This window comes from Streptomyces sp. NPDC005402 (assembly GCF_040606575.1).
Taxonomy (GTDB): domain Bacteria; phylum Actinomycetota; class Actinomycetes; order Streptomycetales; family Streptomycetaceae; genus Streptomyces.
The window spans coordinates 1-20,502 of the sequence record NZ_JBEXFB010000040.1 but is presented as its reverse complement, the minus strand read 5'-3'; the positions used below and the strand labels follow the sequence as shown (position 1 = coordinate 20,502).

Genomic DNA, 20,502 nt, shown 5'->3' with positions numbered 1-20,502 from the left:
GTTTTTTCTGTATCGACCGCTAGAGAAATGAGGGACGACGACATGGGCGCACTCACGGGCAGGACGGCTCTCGTGACGGGGGCGAGCAGGGGTATCGGGCGGGGCATCGCCGAGCGCCTCGGGCGGGACGGCGCGCGGGTGGCGGTGCACTACGGCAGGAGTGAGGCGGCGGCGAAGGAGACGGTCGCCTCGATCGAGGCGGCCGGCGGCCGCGCCTTCACGATCGGGGCCGAGCTGGAGGCACCCGAGGCCGTCGACCGTCTCTGGGAGGAGTTCGACCGGCACGCGGACGGGCTGGACATCCTGGTGAACAACGCGGGCATCGGCTCCTCACGCCCCATCGAGGAGATCGACGAAGAGGAGTACGACCGGCTCTTCGCGGTGAATGTGAAGGCGCCGTTCTTCCTGGTCAAGCAGGGCTCGATACGCCTGCGGGACGGCGGCCGGATCATCAACGTCTCGTCGGGGCTCGCCCGTACCGCCGCCATGCCGCACAACATGGCGTACGCCATGACGAAGGGCGCGCTGGACGTGTTCTCCCGCGATCTGTCCAAGGTCCTGGGCACCCGGGGTATCCGGGTGAACTCGGTGGCACCCGGCCTGATCGACACCGACAACACCGCCGAGCTGCTGCACCGCACCGAGGGCGGCTGGGCGCAGGCGGAGGCCTTTTCGGCGCTGGGACAGGTGGGGACACCTGCCGACGTCGCGGACGTGGTGGCCTTCCTGGCCTCGGACGACGGGCGGTGGGTGACCGGGAGCTGGGTAGATGCCACGGGAGGTTCGATGCCGTGAGCCGTCCCGCGGGGATCAGTGCGCCTTTGTCGCCTTCGCCAGGGCGCCCGGCGCGTCCGGGTCCTGGCCGTGGGCGATGGTGACTCGTGGGCAGGAGCTGGAGGGGGATGATCTCCAGGACGGGCTGGACCTCCCCGGGCACGCCGTCGGTCGGCAGGACAAAACCCGGGTCGAGGCCACCAGGTCCGGGGAGCCGCCGGACTGGCCGGCGGTGACGACGAAGACGTCGGCGAGGTCGGAACGGGCACCGTAGGCGGTGGTCGTCGACGTGGAGGTCAGGCGCAGGGCAGGCCGCAGGGCAGGCCGCGGCGGACTTCGAAGAGGTCCTTGGCGTAGAGGGCCGCGTTCTCGGAGGTGCCGCGGGCGGTGAGCAGGGCGAAGCGGGGTGCGGGGTCGGCGATCTCCTGGGCGACCTTGCGGACGGCCGGGGCACCCTCGGCCAGGATGCGGCGCAGAACGGCGGGCTGTTCGGCCATCTCGCGGGCCACGATCCGGCCGGGGCGTTCGCTCAGGGGGCCGGGTGTCGTGAGGGTGGTCGTGGCCCGCCCTGTTCCGCTCCCTCTTCCGCTCTCCCGCGCGAACTGGCACCTGTCCGCCAGGGGGCGCGGTGACGGCAGTCGGAGACCTGGGCCGTGGAACCCGATTCTGTTAGATTGGTCTAAACCACATGGGCCGCACCGGGGTCCGGTCGAGCCCTCTCTGTTCAGACCGTTTCTACAGATCAGACCGTTTCCCTCAGATCGGCAGGCCCAGCGTGGAAGTTGTCATCGTTCCGGATGCCAAGGCGGGTGGCGAGCTCATCGCCGAGGCCATGGCCCAGCTGCTCCGGCGCAAGCCCGACGCCCTGCTCGGTGTGGCGACCGGCTCCACCCCGCTGCCCATCTACGAGGCCCTGGCCGCGAAGGTGCGGTCCGGTGCCGTGGACGCCTCGCGGGCACGGATAGCCCAGCTCGACGAGTATGTGGGGCTGCCGGCCGAGCATCCCGAGTCGTACCGCTCGGTGCTGCGGCGCGAGGTGCTGGAGCCGCTGGGGATTCCGATGGCCTCCTTCATCGGGCCGGACGGAACGGCTCAGGACATCCCCGGTGCGTGTGAGGCGTACGACTCGGCGCTGGCCGATGCCGGGGGCGTGGATCTGCAGCTGCTCGGGATCGGGACGGACGGGCACATCGGGTTCAACGAGCCGTGCTCCTCGCTGGCCTCGCGGACCCGGATCAAGACGTTGACCGAGCAGACGCGGGTGGACAACGCGCGCTTCTTCGAGGGGGACATCGCGCAGGTGCCTCACCATGTGATCACCCAGGGGATCGGGACGATTCTCGAGGCCCGTCATCTGGTGCTGCTCGCCACGGGTGAGGGCAAGGCCGATGCGGTGGCGGCGACGGTGGAGGGGCCGGTCGCCGCGGTGTGTCCCGCGTCGGCGCTGCAGTTGCATCCGCATGCGACGGTGGTCGTGGACGAGGGGGCTGCTTCCAAGTTGAAGCTGGCGGACTACTTCCGGCACACGTTTGTCAACAAGCCTGACTGGCAGGGGATTTAGGGCGGCCCTGGCCAAGACAGGCGCCGGTCCCCTCGAAGGGGGACCGGCACCTGTCTTGTCGTAGGACCTACTCCCCCGCGATGACCTCCGCCGCCGCTCTGCCGCACACCCTTGCCGCGCCGTGGGTCGCGATGTGCAGGGCTCCTCGGGCGGGGGCCTGAGGGAGACCCATTTCGATCACGATCGTGTCGGGGCGGGTCCTGAGGACGGTGTCCAGGGCCACCCCCATCCAGGGGTGGCGGTGTTCGTCGCGGACCACGGCCACGATGCGGCGGGGACCGGCCGCGGCCAGGGCGGCCAGGCCCGCGTCCTCGCCCGCGAAGCTGCCGGTTTCCGTGCCGGGGAGCAGACGGGCGAGTTCGGCGGCGACGCCCCAGGGTGTTTCGTCGCCTACGGCCACGTTGGCCACCGGGGTGAGGGCGGCGACGTAGGGCGCCGTGGTGAGGGGGGTGAAGCCGTCCGCGCCGGTGATGCGCAACGCCCTTCGGGCCGCCCGCAGTCCCACCTCCTCGTCGGCCGGCACCTGTGCGTCGGCCGCGCCGGCGGCCGTCCAGTGGGCCAGCGTGCGGACGCGTTCCGCCGCTTCCGCGAGCCGCTCCTCGGGGAGTTCGCCCGAGCGGACCGCCGAGACCAGGGCGTCGCGCAGGCGTCGTACCGTCTCGTCGTCGGCGAGGCCGCCGCCCACGCAGATCGCGTCGGCGCCGGCGGCGACGGCCAGGACGCTGCCGCGCTCGATGCCGTAGGTGCCGGCGATGGCCTGCATCTCCATGCCGTCGGTGACGATGAGCCCGGTGTAGCCGAGTTCGCCGCGCAGCAGCTCGGTCAGCACCTTGGGGGACAGCGTTGCCGGGCGGTCCGGGTCCAGGGCGGGGACCAGGATGTGGGCGGTCATCACCGCGCGGGTGCCGGCGGCGATGGCCGCGCGGAAGGGCCGCAGTTCCCGCTCGAGGAGTACCGACTCGTCCACGTCGATGCGCGGCAGGGCGAGGTGGGAGTCGATCGCGGTGTCGCCGTGGCCCGGGAAGTGCTTGGTGCAGGCGGCGACGCCCGCCGACTGCAACCCGGTGACATAGGCCGCCGTGTGCCGGGCGGCCAGGTCGGCGGAGGCGCCGAAGGAGCGGACACCGATCACCGGGTTGGACGGGTTGGAGTTCACGTCGGCCGAGGGGGCCCAGTTGAGGTTGACCCCGCAGGCCGCGAGGCGGCGGCCCAGTTCCGCGGCCACCTTTCGTGTCAGTTCCAGGTCGTCCACCGCGCCGAGGGCGTGGTTGCCGGGGAAGGACGAGCCGGTGCGCACCTCCAGGCGGGTGACGTCACCGCCCTCCTCGTCGATGGCGACCAGGACGTCGTCGCGTTCGGCGCGCAACTGGGCCGTCAGGGCGGCCAGTTGTTCCGGTGAGGCGATGTTGCGACCGAACAGGCCGACCGAGGCGAGGCCCTCGCCGAGGCGGCGGAGCAGCCAGTCGGGGGCGGTGGTGCCGGTGAAGCCGGGCTGGAGGACGGTCAGGGCGTCCCGCGTCAAGGTGTCTGTGCCGCTGGCGATAGTCGTCATCGGGGGCGTTATCCCTTCACGGCGCCCGCGGTGAGACCCGCGGCCATCTTGCGCTGGACGAGGAGGAAGAGGACCACGATCGGCACGGCCATCATGGTGGAACCGGCCATCATCGGGGCGTATTCGGTGCCGTGTTTGGTGGTGAAGTTGCCGAGCCAGACGGTCGCGGTCTGGTTCTTCTGGCTGAGCAGCATGAGGGCGTACAGGTACTCGTTCCAGGCCAGGATGAAGGCGTAGACCGAGGTGGCGACCATGCCGGGGGCGAGCAGCGGGAAGACCACGCGGATGAAGGCGCTGGTGCGGGAGCAGCCGTCCACCATCGCCGCCTCCTCCAGTTCCTTCGGGATGTTGACGATGAAGCCGCGCAGCGTCCACACCGTGAAGGGGAGGATGAAGGTCAGGTACGTGATGATCAGGCCCGACAGTTTGTCGTACTGGTCGAGGTCGTTGAGCAGCAGGAAGACCGGGATGATCATCGCGACCAGGGGGACCATCTGGACCGCCAGGATGGCCACGATCACGACCTTGCGGCCGCGGAAGTCGAAGCGGGAGATGGCGAGCGCGGCCAGCGTGCCCACCACGATGCCGATCGCCACGACCGACAGGGACACGATGAGGCTGCGGCCGACCGGGCCCCAGAAGTCGGCGATGTCCAGCGCACGCCGGAAGTTGTCCAGCGTGAGGCCGGTCGGCAGCAGGCTCGGGTCCGGGTCGATGGCGTCCTTGGCGGGCTTGAACGCCGTGTTCACCATCCAGTAGACGGGGAAGCCGGCCGCGAGGAAGACGAGGAGACCGAGGAGGTTCCAGCCGAACTTCGACCTGCGGGGCGTGCCGGGGGCGAGGGTGCTCATTCGACCTCTCCGATCTTCAGCATCTGGCGCATGTAGACGGCGACCACACCGAGCAGCAGCAGCACGGTGATGAGCGCGATCGCGGAGCCCTGCCCGTAGTCGTTGACCACGAAGGCCCGGTCGTAGGAGTAGGTGGTCAGGAGCTGGAACTCCGCTTCGGGGTGGCCGTTGCGCATGACGAAGACCTGGGGGAAGACGCCCATGTCCCAGATGACCGAGAGGGTCGTGAGCATCACGATGATCGGCTTGAGGATCGGCAGGGTGACATACCGGAAGACGCCCCAGGCGCCCGCGCCGTCCAGCCGGGCCGCCTCCTCCAGTTCGGCGGGGACCTGGGTGAGACCGGCGCTGAGGGTGATCACGACGAAGGGCACGGCACCCCAGACCACCAGGAGCATGATCACGGCCAGGCCCTGGGGGCCGCTCGCGAACCAGTTGTGGCCGATCATGTCGACCCCGGGCAGTTTGCTCAGCAGCGCGTTGAGAACGCCGTAGTCCGCGTCGAACAGCCACTTGAACACGGTGGTGGCGACGATGATCGGCATGCCCCAGCTGGCCACCAGGGCGATGTTGACGAGGGTCTTCACCCAGCCGGAGACCCGCTGGAGCAGCAGGGCGATCAGCATGCCCGCGACCATCGTGAAGATCACGCAGCCGGCCGCGAAGACGATGGTCCGCACGACGACAGCCCAGAACTCGCCGTCGTTCAGAACGCCCGTGAAGTTGTCGAGGCCGATCCACTGGGCCGGCAGGAAGCCCCACAGCTGGGACTGCCCGAACTTCTGGAAGGACAGCGTGACCAGACGAACCAGCGGATAGCCCATGACCAGGGCGAGGACGAGCAGACAGGGGGCGAGCAGCAGCCAGGGAGTGCCGCTGAAGGCACGCTTTCTGCTGGGCGGCGCGGGCGGGGGCGTGGGCGGCGGCGGTACGGACATCGGCGGCGGCGCCTTGGCGGGGGTGGTCGTGTCTGCGGCACTCATCGCGCGCTCCTCAGCGATCCTTCTGGTCGTACGGAAGCGAAGCCCGCACGGGTCGTGCGGAGTCGGGACCCGCACGGGACGTACGGGTCGGAAGCCCGCCCCACGACGCACGGGGCCGAAGCCCGCGCGGGTGGTGCGGAGGCCGAAGCCGGCACGGCTGGTACGGGAAGCGGGGCCCCGCACGGGTGGTGCGGAGGGCGACCCCCGCACGGTGGTACCGGGGTCGCACCCCACACAGCCGGCTCGGGAAGCAGCGCCCCGCACCGGTGGTACGGGAGTCGAAACCCGCACGGCCGTACGGGAAGCGGGACCCCGCACGGGTGGTACGGGAATCAGAACCCCGCACCGGTACTACGTGGGTCCGGCCCCGCACAGGCCGTACGGAAAGCAGAGCCCCGCCCGGGTGGTGCGGAGGCCGAACCCCGCACGGCCGTACGGGAAGCAGGGCCCCGTCGCTCTCAACGAGGCCCTGCCTGCGGTCACTTGGTGTTGATGACCTTGTCGATCGCCGCGTCGGCCTCCTTGGCCGCCGCCTCCACCGACTTCTTGCCGGTGCCGATGTTCTGGAGCATGGTCTGCAGGACCTGCGCCTTCTCGACCTGGCCCCAGCCCGGCGCCATCGGGACGAACCAGTTGGACTCGGCCGCGGTGGCCGGGACCGCGGTCGCCGGGTCGTTCTTCAGGGTGGCGAGGTCGGTCTTGTTGTTGGGCAGGTTGCCCTTGGCCATCAGGCCCTTCTGGCCGGAGGGACCGGTGAAGGCGTTGATCCACTCGGCGGCGACGGCCTGCGCCTTGGACTTGACCGGGACGGCGAGGTCCGAACCGCCCAGGAAGACGGGCATGTTCTTGCCCGACGGACCCGGCATCACGAAGTTCTCGAGGTTGTCCTTGAGCTTGCCGGTCTTGTCGTTCTTCGGGTCGGCCGAGGTGGCCCCCTCCCAGGCCGCGCCGAAGATCATGCCGGACTTGCCCTGGCCGTAGACGATGTAGCGGTCGGACTCGTCCTTGGTCTTGTCGCCGTGCATGTACTTGTCGACGACGTTCTTGAACGCGGTCAGGCCCTTGACGGACTCCGGCGAGGAGAGGTTGCCCTTCCACTGGCCGCCCGACTCGACCGCGATGGAGCCGCCGGCGTCGTAGACGAAGGACATGGCCGCGTACCAGTCACGGGTGGGCTGGTACCAGGCGGAGAACTTGTCGCCCTCCTTCTTCTGGACCTTGTCCAGCGCGGCGGTGAGCTCCGCGTAGGTCTTCGGCGTGGACTTGACGCCGACCGAGGCGAAGACGTCCTTGCGCCAGTTGCCGACGCGGCCGCCCGCGTAGTACGGGACGCCGTAGGTCTTGCCGTCGTAGGTCACCGAGGCCTTGAGGCCGTCGAGCCAGGCGGACGAGTTGGTGAACTTCGACGTGTCGAGGGGAGCGAAGGCGCCCTTGACCATGTAGCCGAGCATCTCGGTGTTGCCCATCTCGACCACGTCGGGGGCCTTGTCGGTGGCGAGGACCGCGTCGAGCTTGGTGTTCTTGTCGGGCCAGCCGTAGTACTCGTGGTTGATCTTGATGCCGGGGTGCTTCTTCTGGACCGCCGCGTCCGCGGCCTTCACCAGCCCGGGCCAGTTGTTCTGGGCGTCGACGGTGAGCCAGACGGTCAGCTCCTTGGCGTCCGCGCCGCTGTTGTCCGAACTTCCGCTGTCGCTGCCCCCACATGCCGCGACGGAGACCATCATGCCCGCGATACCGATCGCGACTGCCAGCTTGCGCTTCACGCCACCCTCCTCAGGGATGCCCACACCTCCCGCCCACAGGCCGGGACCTGGACCAATGGTGTAGACCAGTAGGGGGAGCTTGGACCAGACCACGAAGCCTGTCAAGGGTGCTCGAAACGGCCCTGACCAGCCGTTATGCGACCTACATATGCAGGAACCATTAGTAAAGAAGCCAGCGAAAACCGCGGCGGCGGAGTACTCTCGTCCGCTAGACCACTCACCTCTGTGGACTAGACCAAAAGGGGTGGCGACGGTATACAGAAGGGATCACGATGTGATCCGCATCCGGAGCCGGGAAGGCAGACCATGAGCAGCGACGTCAGCAGTGCGGAGACCGAGGGCGGGGCAGGCGTCCGTATCGCGCGCGTGCCCAAGTACTACCGCCTGAAGAAGCACCTGCTCGACATGACGGAGACGCAGTCGCCCGGTACGCCGGTACCGCCCGAGCGCACGCTCGCCGCCGAGTTCGACACCTCCCGCACCACCGTGCGCCAGGCCCTTCAGGAGCTGGTGGTCGAGGGGCGGCTGGAGCGCATCCAGGGCAAGGGCACCTTCGTCGCCAAGCCGAAGGTCTCGCAGGCGCTGCAACTCACCTCCTACACGGAGGACATGCGCGCCCAGGGCCTCGAACCCACCTCGCAGCTGCTCGACATCGGCTACATCACCGCCGACGACCGTCTCGCCGAGCTCCTCGACATCACCGCCGGCGGCCGGGTGCTGCGCATCGAGCGGCTGCGCATGGCCAACGCCGAGCCGATGGCCATCGAGACGACCCACCTCTCCGCCAAGCGCTTCCCGGCCCTGCGCAGGTCACTGGTCAAGTACACGTCCCTCTACACGGCGCTCGCCGAGGTCTACGACGTCCATCTCGCCGAGGCCGAGGAGACCATCGAGACCTCCCTGGCCACCCCCCGCGAGGCCGGCCTGCTCGGCACCGACGTGGGCCTGCCGATGCTGATGCTGTCCCGCCACTCGTTCGACAAGACGGGCGAGCCGGTGGAATGGGTGCGGTCGGTGTACCGGGGCGACCGGTACAAGTTCGTGGCCCGCCTCAAGCGGCCGGTCGACTGATGCACGCCCTGTAGCGCAACCACGCTTCCTGCTCTACGGTCCTCCCGACTCCGCCTGGACGGGAGGACCGCCTCGTGCCTACCGCGAACGCCCGAACCACCGTCATCCAAAACCCTCGTCGCCCCCTGATGGATGCTTCACAGAATCGACATACCGATATGCGGACGAGGTCTTCCGCTCACGTGACACGGTGACCTACATTGCCTGCGCGTTACAGGTGATCAGCGAGGGGACGGAGCCAGGGAATGTCGGACGCACCTGAAGTGAGACCACCGGTGGTGACACCGGTACGGGTGGTCATCGCCGTCTGCCTGATCGCCCCGTTCGTGGCGATGCTGTGGGTCGGCTCGTACGCCAAGGTGGATCCGGCCTTCATCGGGATCCCCTTCTTCTACTGGTACCAGATGCTGTGGGTGCTGATCTCCACCGCGCTGACGATGACCGCGTACAAGCTCTGGCAGCGTGACCAGCGCGCCCGCCACGGAGGTGCCAAGTGAACGACGGCGTCAACGGCGTGGCACTCACCGTCTTCATCATCTTCTTCCTGGCCGTCACGGTCATGGGCTTCCTGGCCGCTCGCTGGCGCCGGGCCGAGAGCGACAGCCTCGACGAATGGGGGCTGGGCGGCCGTTCGTTCGGCACCTGGGTCACCTGGTTCCTGCTGGGCGGCGACCTCTACACGGCGTACACCTTCGTCGCGGTGCCCGCGGCGATCTACGCGGCGGGCGCGGCCGGCTTCTTCGCGGTGCCGTACACGATCCTCGTCTACCCGCTGATCTTCACGTTCCTGCCCCGCCTCTGGTCGGTCTCGCACAAGCACGGCTATGTGACGACCTCGGACTTCGTGCGCGGCCGGTTCGGCTCGAAGGGTCTGTCGCTGGCGGTGGCGGTCACCGGCATCCTGGCGACGATGCCGTACATCGCGCTCCAACTGGTCGGCATCCAGGCGGTCCTCGACGTGATGGGCGTCGGCGGCGGCCAGGACACGAACTGGTTCGTGAAGGACCTCCCGCTGCTGATCGCCTTCGGCGTGCTCGCGGCCTACACGTACTCCTCGGGTCTGCGGGCCCCCGCGCTGATCGCGTTCGTGAAGGACACGCTGATCTACATCGTCATCGCGGTGGCGATCATCTACATCCCGATCAAGCTGGGCGGGTTCGACGACATCTTCACGAAGGCGGGCGAGGCGTTCAGCCAGACCAACCCGGCGACCGGCAAGCCGCGCGGCGCGCTGGCCCCCGCCGAGCCAGGCCAATGGACGTACGCCACGCTCGCGTTGGGCTCCGCGCTGGCGCTCTTCATGTACCCGCACTCGATCACCGCGACGCTCTCCTCGAAGAGCCGTGAGGTGATCCGCCGCAACACCACGATCCTGCCGCTGTACTCGCTGATGCTGGGTCTGCTGGCCCTGCTCGGCTTCATGGCGATCGCGGCCGGTGTGAAGGTCACCAACGGCCAGCTCGCCATCCCCCAGCTGTTCGAGAACATGTTCCCGGCGTGGTTCGCGGGCGTGGCGTTCGCGGCGATCGGCATCGGCGCCCTGGTACCGGCGGCGATCATGTCGATCGCGGCCGCGAACCTCTTCACCCGCAACATCTACAAGGACTTCATCAAGCCGCACGCCACTCCGGCCCAGGAGATGAAGGTCTCCAAGCTGGTCTCGCTCCTGGTGAAGGTCGGCGCCCTGGTCTTCGTCCTCACCATGGACAAGACGGTCGCCATCAACTTCCAGCTCCTGGGCGGAATCTGGATCCTGCAGACCTTCCCGGCCCTGGTCGGCGGCCTGTTCACCCGCTGGTTCCACCGCTGGGCGCTGCTCGCCGGCTGGGCGGTCGGCATGGTCTACGGCACGGTCGCCGCGTACGGCGTCGCCTCCCCGACCCAGAAGCACTTCGGCGGCTCGTCCAAGGAGATCCCGGGCATCGGCGAGATCGGCTACATCGGTCTGACGGCGTTCGTGCTCAACGTCGTCGTCACGGTGGTCCTGACCTTCGTCCTGAAGGCGCTGAAGGCCCCCGACGGCATCGACGAGACCAGCCCGGAGGACTACACGGCGGACGCGGGCGACCCGGGGGTCGAGGTGGAGCTTCCGCCGGCGACGGCAGGGACATCGCACTGACCCACCCAGGGGCGCGGGGAACTGCGCGAGCAACCACGCACAACCCGCAGCGGGCCACCGAGAGCACGACCCTCGGCGGCCCGCTTTCCTGCACACTCACCCACATGGACATCCTGATCCGCCCAGCGGAACCCACCGACTACGCACCCCTCGGCGACATCACCGCGGATGCCTACCTGAACGACGGCCTCCTGGCATTCGGCGGCGAGAAAGACTGGTACCTGGCGGAGCTCAAGGACGTGGCCAAGCGCGCGGAAACCGCGGAGGTCCTGGTGGCCACAGCTGACGACCACCTCCTCGGCGGAGTCACCTTCGTACCCTCCGGCAGCCCCATGGCCGAACTCGCCCGCCCCGGAGAGGCGGAGATCCGCATGCTCGCCGTGTCCCACGCGGCCCGCGGCAGAGGCGTCGGACAGGCCCTCGTACAGGCCTGCGTCGAGCGGGCGACCGCCGCGGGCAAGAGCCTCGTCCTGTGCACCCAGCCCACCATGCGTACGGCCCACCGCCTCTACGAACGCCTCGGCTTCACCCGCGCCCCGGAGCGCGACTGGCACCCCGTACCGGAGGCTCCGGACTTCACTCTCCTCACCTATGAGTTGACCCTCTGAAACCGGCGCGACACAACATCTGGGGGCGTCACCGCAACCCGACACAAGATGTATGCTCATGCTCGCTGTCGCCGCAGGGGAATCCGGTGCGAATCCGGAACTGTCCCGCAACGGTGTACTCATGCGTGCATAAGCGCACATGAGAGTCAGTCCGAGGACCTGTCGACAGCACGCCCGTGCCATCCCGGCCCGGGTGTGATGACGTCCGGGCCTCGTGGAGTGGGCCGGTGGACGCGACGCCGTGCGCGCTCGTGTGCTGCCCCCTGCCCTCCGCAAGGCCCCCGTGCCCAGCGAGGGAGAGCCCCACGTGACCATCGCGCCAGCCGACCCGGCTTCAGCGACCACCCTGGTGGACGAGGACGGTCCCGGAACCGCGTTGCTGCGGACCCTGACCGCGCTGACCGCCGACCTCCCCGACGCCGACCCCGGCCGGGTCGCCGCCGCCGCGCTGCGCGGCCGGTCCGCGCGGGGAGCCTCCGCCGAGATGGTCGCGGAGTTGCGCGAGCTGGCCACCGAGGCGGCGGCCGGCCTCATCTCCGAGGACCCCGCGTACAGCAGGCTGGCGGCCCGGCTGCTGACCGTCTCCATCGCCGCCGAGGCCGCCTCACAGGGCGTCACCTCGTTCACCGGCTCCATCGCCGTCGGCCACCGCGAGGGCCTCATCGCCGACCGGACCGCCGAGTTCGTGCGGATCCACGCCGAGCGGCTCGACGCGCTGGTCGACACCGAGGCGGACGACCGCTTCGGCTACTTCGGCCTGCGCACCCTGCACAGCCGCTACCTCCTGCGGCACCCGATCACCCGCAAGATCATCGAGATGCCCCAGCACTTCCTGCTGCGCGTCGCCGCCGGTCTCGCCGAGGACGACACCTCCCGCGCACTCGACGAAGTCGCCGCGCTCTACGGCCTCATGAGCCGCCTCGACTACCTCCCCTCCTCCCCCACCCTCTTCAACTCCGGCACCCGGCACCCCCAGATGTCGTCCTGCTACCTCCTCGACTCCCCGAAGGACGAGCTCGACTCCATCTACGACCGCTACCAGCAGGTCGCCCGCCTCTCGAAGCACGCCGGCGGCATCGGTCTCTCGTACTCCCGCATCCGCTCCCGCGGTTCGCTGATCCGCGGCACCAACGGGCACTCCAACGGCATCGTCCCGTTCCTGAAGACCCTCGACGCCTCGGTCGCCGCCGTGAACCAGGGTGGCCGGCGCAAGGGCGCGGCCGCGGTCTACCTGGAGACCTGGCACTCCGACATCGAGGAGTTCCTGGAGCTCAGGGACAACACCGGTGAGGACGCCCGCCGTACGCACAACCTGAACCTCGCGCACTGGATCCCGGACGAGTTCATGCGCCGGGTGAACGCCGACGCGCAGTGGTCGCTGTTCTCCCCGGCCGACGTGCCCGAGCTGGTCGACCTGTGGGGCGACGAGTTCGACGCGGCGTACCGGAAGGCCGAGGCGCAGGGTCTCGCGCGCAGGACCATCCCGGCCCGTGACCTCTACGGCCGCATGATGCGCACCCTCGCGCAGACCGGCAACGGCTGGATGACCTTCAAGGACGCCGCCAACCGCACGGCCAACCAGACGGCGCTGCCCGGGCACACGGTCCACTCCTCCAACCTCTGCACGGAGATCCTGGAGGTCACGGACGACGGGGAGACGGCGGTCTGCAACCTGGGGTCGGTGAACCTGGGGGCGTTCGTCGACACTAGGGCCGGTGACATCGACTGGGAGCGGCTGGACGCCACCGTCCGCACCGCCGTGACCTTCCTCGACCGGGTCGTCGACATCAACTTCTACCCGACCGAGCAGGCCGGGCGGTCCAACGCCAAGTGGCGTCCCGTCGGGCTCGGCGCGATGGGCCTGCAGGACGTGTTCTTCAAGCTGCGCCTGCCCTTCGACTCCCCCGAGGCCAGGCGGCTCTCCACCCGGATCGCCGAGCGCGTCATGCTCGCCGCCTACGAGGCCTCCGCCGACCTCGCCGAGCGGAGCGGTCCGCTGCCGGCCTGGGAGAAGACCCGTACGGCACAGGGTGTCCTGCACCCCGACCACTACGACGTCGAACTCACCTGGCCCGAGCGGTGGGCGGCCCTGCGCGGCCGTATCGCCGCCACCGGACTGCGCAACTCCCTGCTCCTCGCCATCGCGCCCACCGCCACCATCGCCTCGATCGCCGGGGTGTACGAGTGCATCGAGCCGCAGGTCTCCAACCTGTTCAAGCGCGAGACGCTGTCCGGGGAGTTCCTCCAGGTCAACTCGTATCTGGTGGCCGAGCTGAAGGAGCTCGGAGTCTGGGACGCCCGCACCCGTGAGGCGCTGCGCGACTCCAACGGCTCGGTGCAGGACTTCGCGTGGATCCCCGAGGACGTACGGGCGTTGTACCGCACGGCCTGGGAGATCCCGCAGCGCGGTCTGATCGACATGGCGGCGGCACGGACCCCGTTCCTCGACCAGTCCCAGTCCCTGAACCTCTTCCTGGAGACGCCGACCATCGGCAAGCTCTCCTCGATGTACGCGTACGCCTGGAAGTCCGGGCTGAAGACGACGTACTACCTGCGCTCGCGCCCGGCGACCCGCATCGCCCGCGCCGCACAGGCGACGGTCCCCGTACAACAGGAGACGGACGCCGTCGCCTGCTCCCTGGAAAACCCCGAGTCCTGCGAGGCCTGCCAGTAATGCCCACCCGTCGCCCGACCACCGCCCCTGAAGGACAGCGCTTCGCGCCGACAGATATGACTGCCAAGAACCTTCTCGACCCGGGCTTCGAGCTGACCCTCCGCCCCATGCGCTACCCGGACTTCTACGAGCGCTACCGGGACGCCATCAAGAACACCTGGACCGTCGAGGAGGTCGACCTCCACTCGGACGTCTCCGACCTCGCGAAGCTCAGCGCCGCCGAGCAGCATCTGATCGGCCGCCTGGTGGCGTTCTTCGCGACGGGCGACTCGATCGTGGCGAACAACCTGGTGCTGACGCTGTACAAGCACATCAACTCCCCCGAGGCACGCCTGTACTTGAGCAGGCAGCTCTTCGAGGAGGCCGTGCACGTCCAGTTCTATCTGACGCTGCTCGACACCTACCTCCCCGACCCGGCGGACCGGGCGGCGGCCTTCGACGCCGTGGAGAACATCCCCTCCATCCGCGAGAAGGCCGAGTTCTGCTTCCGGTGGATCAACGAGGTCGAGAAGCTGGACCGCCTCGAGTCCCAGGCCGACCGCCGCCGTTTCCTCCTCAACCTGATCTGCTTCGCCGCCTGCATCGAGGGTCTCTTCTTCTACGGCGCCTTCGCGTACGTCTACTGGTTCCGCAGCCGGGGCCTGCTGCACGGCCTCGCCACCGGCACCAACTGGGTGTTCCGCGACGAGACCATGCACATGTCCTTCGCCTTCGACGTGGTCGACACCGTCCGCAAGGAGGAGCCGGAGCTCTTCGACGAGCAGCTCCAGCAGCAGGTGACCGACATGCTGGCGGAGGCCGTGGAGGCGGAACTGCAGTTCGCGCGCGATTTGTGCGGCGAGGGACTGCCCGGCATGAACACGGAGTCGATGCGGCAGTACCTGGAGTGTGTCGCCGACCAGCGCCTGACGCGCCTCGGCTTCGCCCCGGTGTACGGCTCGGAGAACCCGTTCTCCTTCATGGAGCTCCAGGGCGTCCAGGAGCTGACCAACTTCTTCGAGCGGCGTCCGTCCGCCTACCAGGTGGCCGTGGAGGGCACGGTCGACCTGGACGAGGACTTCTGAGGAGACCGCGGAACCGCGACAACGGCGACGGCAGCGGCCCGAGTTGGCCGTGCCGGGAGTGGGCCATGGACCGGCCATGGGCCGTCCATGGGCCCTCCATCGGTCCTCCATCGGCCGTCCATGGACCACCTATGGGGCGGCAAAGTTCTACTGAGGCACCTGTTCCGGTCTCGTCCGGCCCGGTTACGTTCTGGCCGTCCTGTCATGCCCACACACGGCATGCACAGGACGGTAGAAGTGTCATGCCCATGACGGCATCGCGCACCGCCGCCGCTACGCGCGTCAAAGGCCTGCCACCCGCGTCGAGAACCCCACTCCCACGACGGAGGCAGTACCCCATGCTTCAGACACGCACCGGTACGTCCGGACGGAACCTGCGAAGACTCCTGACCACCGCCATACCCGCCCTCGCCCTCGGCCTGGCGGGACTCGTCTCGGTGCCGGCGCAGGCAGCGCCCGCCGCCGCGCCCACCTCCCGCGTCACCCAGAACTCCACCGCGCTCACCTCTCCCGGCCGGCAGGCCTTCCACTCGACCGGCAAGGCCGGCCAGAAGGTGCCGACCACGCACCTGTGTGCCACCGCGGCCCCCGGTCAGGCGTCCTGCTTCGCCCAGCGCCGGACCGACATCAAGCAACGGCTGGCCTCCGCGGTCGCCGCCGCCACTCCCTCCGGGCTCAGCCCGGCCAACCTCCACAGCGCCTACAACCTGCCCTCGACGGGCGGCACGGGCCTGACCGTCGCCGTGGTCGACGCGTACAACGACCCCAACGCGGCCGCCGACCTGGCGACCTACCGCTCGACCTACGGCCTGTCGGCGTGCACGGTCGCCAACGGATGCTTCAAGCAGGTCAGCCAGACCGGTTCCACCACCTCGCTGCCGACCAACGACACGGGCTGGGCCGGCGAGGAAGCGCTCGACATCGACATGGTCAGCGCCGTCTGCCCGAACTGCAACATCGTCCTCGTCGAGGCCAACTCCGCCAACGACTCCGACCTCGGCATCGCCGAGAACGAGGCCGTCACGCTCGGCGCCAAGTTCGTGTCCAACAGCTGGGGCGGCGACGAGGCCTCCTCCCAGACCAGCGAGGACACCTCGTACTTCAAGCACCCCGGTGTCGCCATCACCGTCTCCGCCGGTGACTCCGCCTACGGTGCCGAGTACCCGGCGACCTCCCAGTACGTGACCGCGGTCGGTGGAACCGCCCTCTCCACGTCCTCGAACTCCCGCGGCTGGACCGAGTCCGTGTGGAAGACCAGCTCCACCGAGGGCACCGGCTCGGGCTGCTCGGCCTACGACCCGAAGCCGAGCTGGCAGACCGACACCGGCTGCGGCAAGCGCATGGAGGCCGACGTCTCCGCCGTCGCCGACCCCGCCACCGGCGTGGCCGTGTACGACACCTACGGCGGTTCCGGCTGGGCCGTCTACGGCGGTACGAGCGCCTCGTCGCCGATCATCGCGGGCGTCTACGCGCTTGCGGGCACCCCGGGCTCCGGCGACTACCCGGCGAAGTACCCCTACAGCCACACGAGCAACCTGTACGACGTCACCAGCGGCAACAACGGCTCCTGCTCCCCCTCGTACTTCTGCACCGCGACCACCGGCTACGACGGCCCGACCGGCTGGGGCACCCCCAACGGCACCACCGCCTTCACCACGGGCACCAGCACCGGCAACACGGTGACGGTCACCAACCCGGGCAGCCAGTCCACGACGACCGGCGGCTCGGTCAGCCTGCAGATCAGCGCGAGCGACAGCGCGGGCGCCACCCTCACCTACAGCGCGAGCGGCCTGCCGACCGGGCTGTCGATCAGCAGCTCGACCGGCAAGATCTCCGGTACGGCGTCCACCGCGGGCACCTACCAGGTCACCGTCACCGCGAAGGACTCGACCGGCGCCTCCGGCTCGGCCTCCTTCACCTGGACGGTCGGTTCCAGCAGCAGCACCTGCACCTCGTCCCAGCTGCTCGGCAACCCGGGCTTCGAGTCGGGCAGCACCACCTGGACCTCCTCCAGCGGCGTCATCACCAACTCCAGTGACGAGTCGGCGCACGCCGGTTCGTACTACGCCTGGCTGGACGGGTACGGCTCCGCGCACACCGACACGCTGTCCCAGTCGGTGACCGTGCCGAGCGGCTGCAAGGCCACCTTCACCTTCTACCTGCACATCGACACCGCGGAGACCGGCAGCACCGCCTACGACAAGCTGACGGTCACCGCCGGTTCGACCACCCTGGCCACCTACTCCAACGTCAACGCGGCGTCCGGTTACGCCCAGAAGTCCTTCGACCTGTCCTCGTACGCCGGCTCTACCGTCACCCTGAAGTTCAGCGGTGTCGAGGACTCCTCGCTCCAGACCAGCTTCGTCCTCGACGACACCGCCGTGACGACCGGCTGACCTCCTCCGCATGACCCCGGGCCCCGGTCGCCGCTTTCGCGACCGGGGCCCGGCCTGGATCCAGGTGTACGGGTCATACGTCCAAGGGGAACAGGAGGCCCTCATGCGCCGTACGAACCGTCACACGACCCTCGCGCTCGCCGCGCTGACCCTGCTGCTCGCGAGCGCGGGCTGCGGCAGCCAAGCCGGCAGCGACGGGAGCAACGGCGACGGCACCGTGTCGCCGTCGCCGTCAACCGCCGCGCCGTCAACCGCCGCGCCGTCATCCGCGGCGCCCTCGCCCGGCTGCGCCTCCGGGTCCGAGCTCGACGCGGCCGACAGTGGTGACACGGTCTGCCTGGCGGTGGGCGACACGGTCCGGATCTCCCTGGACGGCACCAAGGGGCGCCCGTGGAAGCCGGTCGCCGTCCAGGGCAGTGGTCTGGAGGCGACCAACAGCGGAATAGTCCTGCTACCGGGGGACGCGAACGCCGCGTACAAGGCGGTCTCGGCGGGCACCGTGCGGCTCAGTTCGACACGTCCGCTGTGCGCCACCGAGACCGGCCGGGTCTCGTGCAAGGGCATTCAGGAGTGGTGGGTCACCGTGCTGGTGAAGTAGCGCTGCCGCGCGGGACGCAGCGCCTTGGTGAGCTGTCCCTCGTTCTCCCGGCGGGCCTGCTCGGCCTCGCGGATCTGCCGGTCGACGCGACGGTCGTGCACGATCCCGATCACCGACGGGAGCACCAGCAGGACGAGGATTCCGAGAACGAGCAGCATTCCGATCAGTCCTTGTGTCTGTGCGGTAGTCATGTCACTACTGTCGCGCCGCAGACTCCTGACAAACAGTGGCAGGACTGCCGCACACCCTCGATTTACTGCCAGCCCTGGGGCACACTGGCAGCATGCTGAAAAACGTGGCCGCAGTCGTCCTGGACGGTGTGAACCCCTTCGAGCTCGGTGTCGTCTGCGAGGTCTTCGGGACCGACCGCAGCGATGACGGGCTGCCCGTGTACGACTTCGCGGTCGCCTCGGCCGAGGGGCCCCGGCTGACCTCGCGGTCGGGCTTCGCCCTGCACGTCGAACACGGCCTGGAGCGGCTGGAGTCGGCCGACCTGATCACCGTGCCGGCCTGCGCCCGCTACGAGACGCGGGACTTCCCGCCCGAGCTGCTGGAGGCCCTGCGCAGCGCGGTCGACCGCGGGGCCCGGGTGCTCAGCGTGTGCTCCGGCGTCTTCGTGCTCGCCGCCGCCGGACTGCTCGACGGCCGGCGCTGCACCGTGCACTGGCACCACGCGGAGGAGCTGGCGCGCGCGTATCCGCGCCTGACGGTCGAGCCGGACGTCCTGTACGTCGACGAGGACCCGGTGATCACCTCCGCCGGCACCGCCGCCGGCATCGACGCCTGTCTGCACATCGTGCGCAAGGAGCAGGGCACCGAGGTCGCCAACAAGATCGCCCGGCGCATGGTCGTACCGCCGCACCGGGACGGCGGCCAGGCGCAGTACATCGAGCGGCCGCTGCCCGCGTCGAAGTGCGACACCGTCGGCGAGGTGCTCGTGTGGATGGAGCGGCACCTCGACGAGGAGGTCACCGTCGAGCAGCTCGCCGAGCGGGCGCTCATGTCCCCGCGCACCTTCGCCCGCCGCTTCCAGCAGGAGACGGGTACGACTCCCTACCGCTGGATCCTGCGCCAGCGGGTGCTGCTGGCCCAGCGGCTGCTGGAGGCGACGGACGAGACGGTGGACGCGATCGCGGGCCGCGCGGGCTTCGGCACGGCTGCCGCGCTGCGTCACCAGTTCCTGCGCGCGGTGGGCACCACTCCGAACGCCTACCGGCGCACCTTCCAGGGCCCGGAGGCGGCCGCCTGACCCGTCACCGGGCCACCGGCCGCACCAGGAGCCGGTTCGGCCGCAGGGTGATGCCGGGGCGGGGGGTGTCGTCCGAGCCGGCCACCTGCTCGAAGCGGTACTTCCGGGCCAGCGCCGCCGTGAGCAGCGTCAGCTGGGCCATCGAGAAGTGGTCGCTAGGGCACTTGCGATTGCCGGTGCTGAACGGGCTCATGGCGTGTTTCGGAACCGACTTGGCCCGCTCGGGACTCCAGCGCAGGGGGTCGAAGACCGCGCTGTCGTCGAAGGACTTCGCATCGCGCTGGATCGCGTACGGACTGTAGACGATGTCGGACCCGGCCGGAATGCGATAGCCACCGAGTTCTGTGTCCCGTACCGCCCGCCGCGTCAAAATCCATACCGCGGGCCACAAACGCATGGTCTCGACCACCACATAGTTCGTGTACCTGAGCGACCGGACGTCCTCGAATGCCACAGGACGGCCACCGGTGACCGATTCGACTTCCGCGCACACCTTGTCCGCGTGTTCCGGATGTTCGGCGAGCACCTGAAGCAGCCACATGATCGTGGACGCGACCGTTTCGCCGCCGGGGGTGAGTATCGCGACGACCTGGTCGTGGATCTCCTGTTCCCCGATGGGGTCGCCATTCGCATCCTTCGCCGCCAGCAATGCCGTCAGCAAATCGTCCGGCTTTTGACCGGATGCCCGGCGTTCGGCGACGATCTCGTCGACCACGAGATGCAGATCGGCCAACGCGCGGTTGAATGCGAGGTTGGCCGGCAGCGGCAGCCGGTACAGCGGCCCCGCGGGTATCACCATCCGCCGGTACATGCCCCGGAAGACGGTCGTGAGAGCGACGCACAGCCGCTCGGCGCGCTCGTCCATGTAGTCGCCGCGCAGCAGACAGCGGGCCGCGATGCGCACGGCGACCCGGAAGGACTCCAAGGTGCAGTCGACGGTCTCACCCGGCCGCCAGCGCTCGGCCAGCGCCTGCGCCTCCTCCTCCATGACCGGCCCGTACGCAGGTATCGCGTCGAGCCGGAACGCGGGCTGGATGGTGCGCCGTTGCCGCCGGTGCTGCGGGCCGTTCGCGGTGGCCACGCCCTCCTTGCCGACCAGTCCCTCCAGGGACTCCCACAGCGGACCGGCGATGATGAAGTCCGGGTTGAGCGCCACGGCTCCGGTCAGTTCGGGGGTGGTGGGCGCGTACACCGTCTTCGGGCCGAGCCTGAGGCGTACGACATCGCCGTGCCGCCGCA

General features: G+C 69.2%; 17 protein-coding genes, 1 pseudogene and 1 riboswitch. Of the genes and pseudogenes, 11 read left to right on the top strand and 7 right to left on the bottom strand.

The annotated features are described in order from the left end of the window. The first annotated feature begins 42 nt into the window (after positions 1-42). The gene (locus ABZT02_RS42600; protein WP_356028026.1) at positions 43-795 is read left to right on the top strand and encodes an SDR family oxidoreductase; all 753 of its coding nucleotides are present in this window, start codon (positions 43-45) and stop codon (positions 793-795) included. Positions 796-960: 165 nt separating this feature from the next. Here the strand turns inward: ABZT02_RS42600 and ABZT02_RS42595 are convergent. After that, positions 961-1,271, bottom strand: a pseudogene (locus tag ABZT02_RS42595) (glucosamine-6-phosphate deaminase); the annotation flags it as partial. A 278-nt stretch (positions 1,272-1,549) separates the two neighbouring features. Here ABZT02_RS42595 and nagB point away from each other — a divergent pair. Continuing rightward, on the top strand, positions 1,550-2,335 hold the full coding sequence (nagB, locus tag ABZT02_RS42590; protein WP_356028023.1) for a glucosamine-6-phosphate deaminase: 786 nt from the start codon (positions 1,550-1,552) through the stop codon (positions 2,333-2,335). Between the two features lie 67 nt (positions 2,336-2,402). Here nagB and ABZT02_RS42585 read toward each other — a convergent pair whose 3' ends face one another. The 4 genes from ABZT02_RS42585 to ABZT02_RS42570 form a co-directional block, all read right to left on the bottom strand. Further along, a complete protein-coding gene (locus tag ABZT02_RS42585) occupies positions 2,403-3,887 on the bottom strand; it encodes a glycoside hydrolase family 3 protein (protein ID WP_356028021.1) in 1,485 nt (494 codons plus the stop codon). 8 nt (positions 3,888-3,895) lie between these two features. Further along, entirely contained in the window at positions 3,896-4,738 is an 843-nt protein-coding gene (locus tag ABZT02_RS42580; RefSeq protein ID WP_356028019.1) for a carbohydrate ABC transporter permease, read from the bottom strand. Then, positions 4,735-5,721 (bottom strand): sugar ABC transporter permease, encoded by a 987-nt coding sequence (locus tag ABZT02_RS42575; protein WP_356028016.1) that lies wholly within the window; start codon positions 5,719-5,721, stop codon positions 4,735-4,737. The genes ABZT02_RS42580 and ABZT02_RS42575 overlap by 4 nt, the downstream gene beginning before the upstream one ends. Before the next feature lie 479 nt (positions 5,722-6,200). Further along, positions 6,201-7,484: an extracellular solute-binding protein gene (locus ABZT02_RS42570; RefSeq protein ID WP_356028014.1), complete on the bottom strand. Its 1,284-nt coding sequence runs from the start codon at positions 7,482-7,484 to the stop codon at positions 6,201-6,203. 306 nt (positions 7,485-7,790) lie between these two features. Between ABZT02_RS42570 and ABZT02_RS42565 the strand changes: the two genes are divergently transcribed. From ABZT02_RS42565 to ABZT02_RS42530, 8 genes are all read left to right on the top strand, one after another. Continuing rightward, positions 7,791-8,555, top strand: coding sequence for a GntR family transcriptional regulator (locus ABZT02_RS42565; protein WP_356028011.1), 765 nt, complete (start codon positions 7,791-7,793; stop codon positions 8,553-8,555). A 245-nt stretch (positions 8,556-8,800) separates the two neighbouring features. Then, positions 8,801-9,052, top strand: coding sequence for a DUF3311 domain-containing protein (locus ABZT02_RS42560; RefSeq protein WP_356028009.1), 252 nt, complete (start codon positions 8,801-8,803; stop codon positions 9,050-9,052). After that, the gene (gene mctP, locus ABZT02_RS42555) at positions 9,049-10,674 is read left to right on the top strand and encodes a monocarboxylate uptake permease MctP (protein WP_356028006.1); all 1,626 of its coding nucleotides are present in this window, start codon (positions 9,049-9,051) and stop codon (positions 10,672-10,674) included. The genes ABZT02_RS42560 and mctP overlap by 4 nt, the downstream gene beginning before the upstream one ends. A 104-nt stretch (positions 10,675-10,778) precedes the next feature. Continuing rightward, complete coding sequence (locus tag ABZT02_RS42550; RefSeq protein ID WP_356028003.1) at positions 10,779-11,282, top strand: GNAT family N-acetyltransferase; 504 nt, start codon at positions 10,779-10,781, stop codon at positions 11,280-11,282. A 77-nt stretch (positions 11,283-11,359) separates the two neighbouring features. Continuing rightward, positions 11,360-11,442: riboswitch (cobalamin riboswitch) on the top strand. Between the two features lie 147 nt (positions 11,443-11,589). Then, positions 11,590-13,956 carry a ribonucleoside-diphosphate reductase subunit alpha gene (locus tag ABZT02_RS42545; RefSeq protein WP_356028001.1) on the top strand — a complete coding sequence of 789 codons (2,367 nt, stop codon included), beginning with the start codon at positions 11,590-11,592 and terminating at the stop codon, positions 13,954-13,956. 56 nt (positions 13,957-14,012) lie between these two features. Then, positions 14,013-15,020, top strand: a complete 1,008-nt coding sequence (locus ABZT02_RS42540; protein WP_356027998.1) for a ribonucleotide-diphosphate reductase subunit beta — start codon at positions 14,013-14,015, stop codon at positions 15,018-15,020. Between the two features lie 338 nt (positions 15,021-15,358). Continuing rightward, entirely contained in the window at positions 15,359-17,416 is a 2,058-nt protein-coding gene (locus ABZT02_RS42535) for a putative Ig domain-containing protein (RefSeq protein ID WP_356027996.1), read from the top strand. 103 nt (positions 17,417-17,519) lie between these two features. Continuing rightward, positions 17,520-18,014: a hypothetical protein gene (locus ABZT02_RS42530; RefSeq protein ID WP_356027994.1), complete on the top strand. Its 495-nt coding sequence runs from the start codon at positions 17,520-17,522 to the stop codon at positions 18,012-18,014. Here ABZT02_RS42530 and ABZT02_RS42525 read toward each other — a convergent pair. Next, entirely contained in the window at positions 17,981-18,205 is a 225-nt protein-coding gene (locus ABZT02_RS42525; RefSeq protein ID WP_356027992.1) for a hypothetical protein, read from the bottom strand. The two genes, ABZT02_RS42530 and ABZT02_RS42525, sit on opposite strands and share 34 nt — an antisense overlap. A 92-nt stretch (positions 18,206-18,297) precedes the next feature. On the opposite strand from ABZT02_RS42525, the gene ABZT02_RS42520 reads away from it, so the two are divergent. Continuing rightward, positions 18,298-19,263, top strand: coding sequence for a helix-turn-helix domain-containing protein (locus tag ABZT02_RS42520; protein ID WP_356027989.1), 966 nt, complete (start codon positions 18,298-18,300; stop codon positions 19,261-19,263). A 4-nt stretch (positions 19,264-19,267) separates the two neighbouring features. Here ABZT02_RS42520 and ABZT02_RS42515 read toward each other — a convergent pair. After that, positions 19,268-20,502, bottom strand: a 1,235-nt coding sequence (locus ABZT02_RS42515; protein ID WP_356027987.1) for a cytochrome P450, incomplete at its 5' end; no start/stop codon positions are given.

Excerpts from the sequence above, each read along its gene's own strand:
- ABZT02_RS42600 (WP_356028026.1), top strand. The coding sequence starts at position 43 with ATGGGCGCACTCACGGGCAGGACGGCTCTCGTGACGGGGGCGAGCAGG.
- ABZT02_RS42585 (WP_356028021.1), bottom strand. The coding sequence starts at position 3,887 with ATGACGACTATCGCCAGCGGCACAGACACCTTGACGCGGGACGCCCTG.
- ABZT02_RS42580 (WP_356028019.1), bottom strand. The coding sequence starts at position 4,738 with ATGAGCACCCTCGCCCCCGGCACGCCCCGCAGGTCGAAGTTCGGCTGG.
- ABZT02_RS42575 (WP_356028016.1), bottom strand. The coding sequence starts at position 5,721 with ATGAGTGCCGCAGACACGACCACCCCCGCCAAGGCGCCGCCGCCGATG.
- ABZT02_RS42565 (WP_356028011.1), top strand. The coding sequence starts at position 7,791 with ATGAGCAGCGACGTCAGCAGTGCGGAGACCGAGGGCGGGGCAGGCGTC.
- ABZT02_RS42560 (WP_356028009.1), top strand. The coding sequence starts at position 8,801 with ATGTCGGACGCACCTGAAGTGAGACCACCGGTGGTGACACCGGTACGG.
- ABZT02_RS42550 (WP_356028003.1), top strand. The coding sequence starts at position 10,779 with ATGGACATCCTGATCCGCCCAGCGGAACCCACCGACTACGCACCCCTC.
- ABZT02_RS42540 (WP_356027998.1), top strand. The coding sequence starts at position 14,013 with ATGACTGCCAAGAACCTTCTCGACCCGGGCTTCGAGCTGACCCTCCGC.
- ABZT02_RS42535 (WP_356027996.1), top strand. The coding sequence starts at position 15,359 with ATGCTTCAGACACGCACCGGTACGTCCGGACGGAACCTGCGAAGACTC.
- ABZT02_RS42530 (WP_356027994.1), top strand. The coding sequence starts at position 17,520 with ATGCGCCGTACGAACCGTCACACGACCCTCGCGCTCGCCGCGCTGACC.
- ABZT02_RS42525 (WP_356027992.1), bottom strand. The coding sequence starts at position 18,205 with ATGACTACCGCACAGACACAAGGACTGATCGGAATGCTGCTCGTTCTC.
- ABZT02_RS42520 (WP_356027989.1), top strand. The coding sequence starts at position 18,298 with ATGCTGAAAAACGTGGCCGCAGTCGTCCTGGACGGTGTGAACCCCTTC.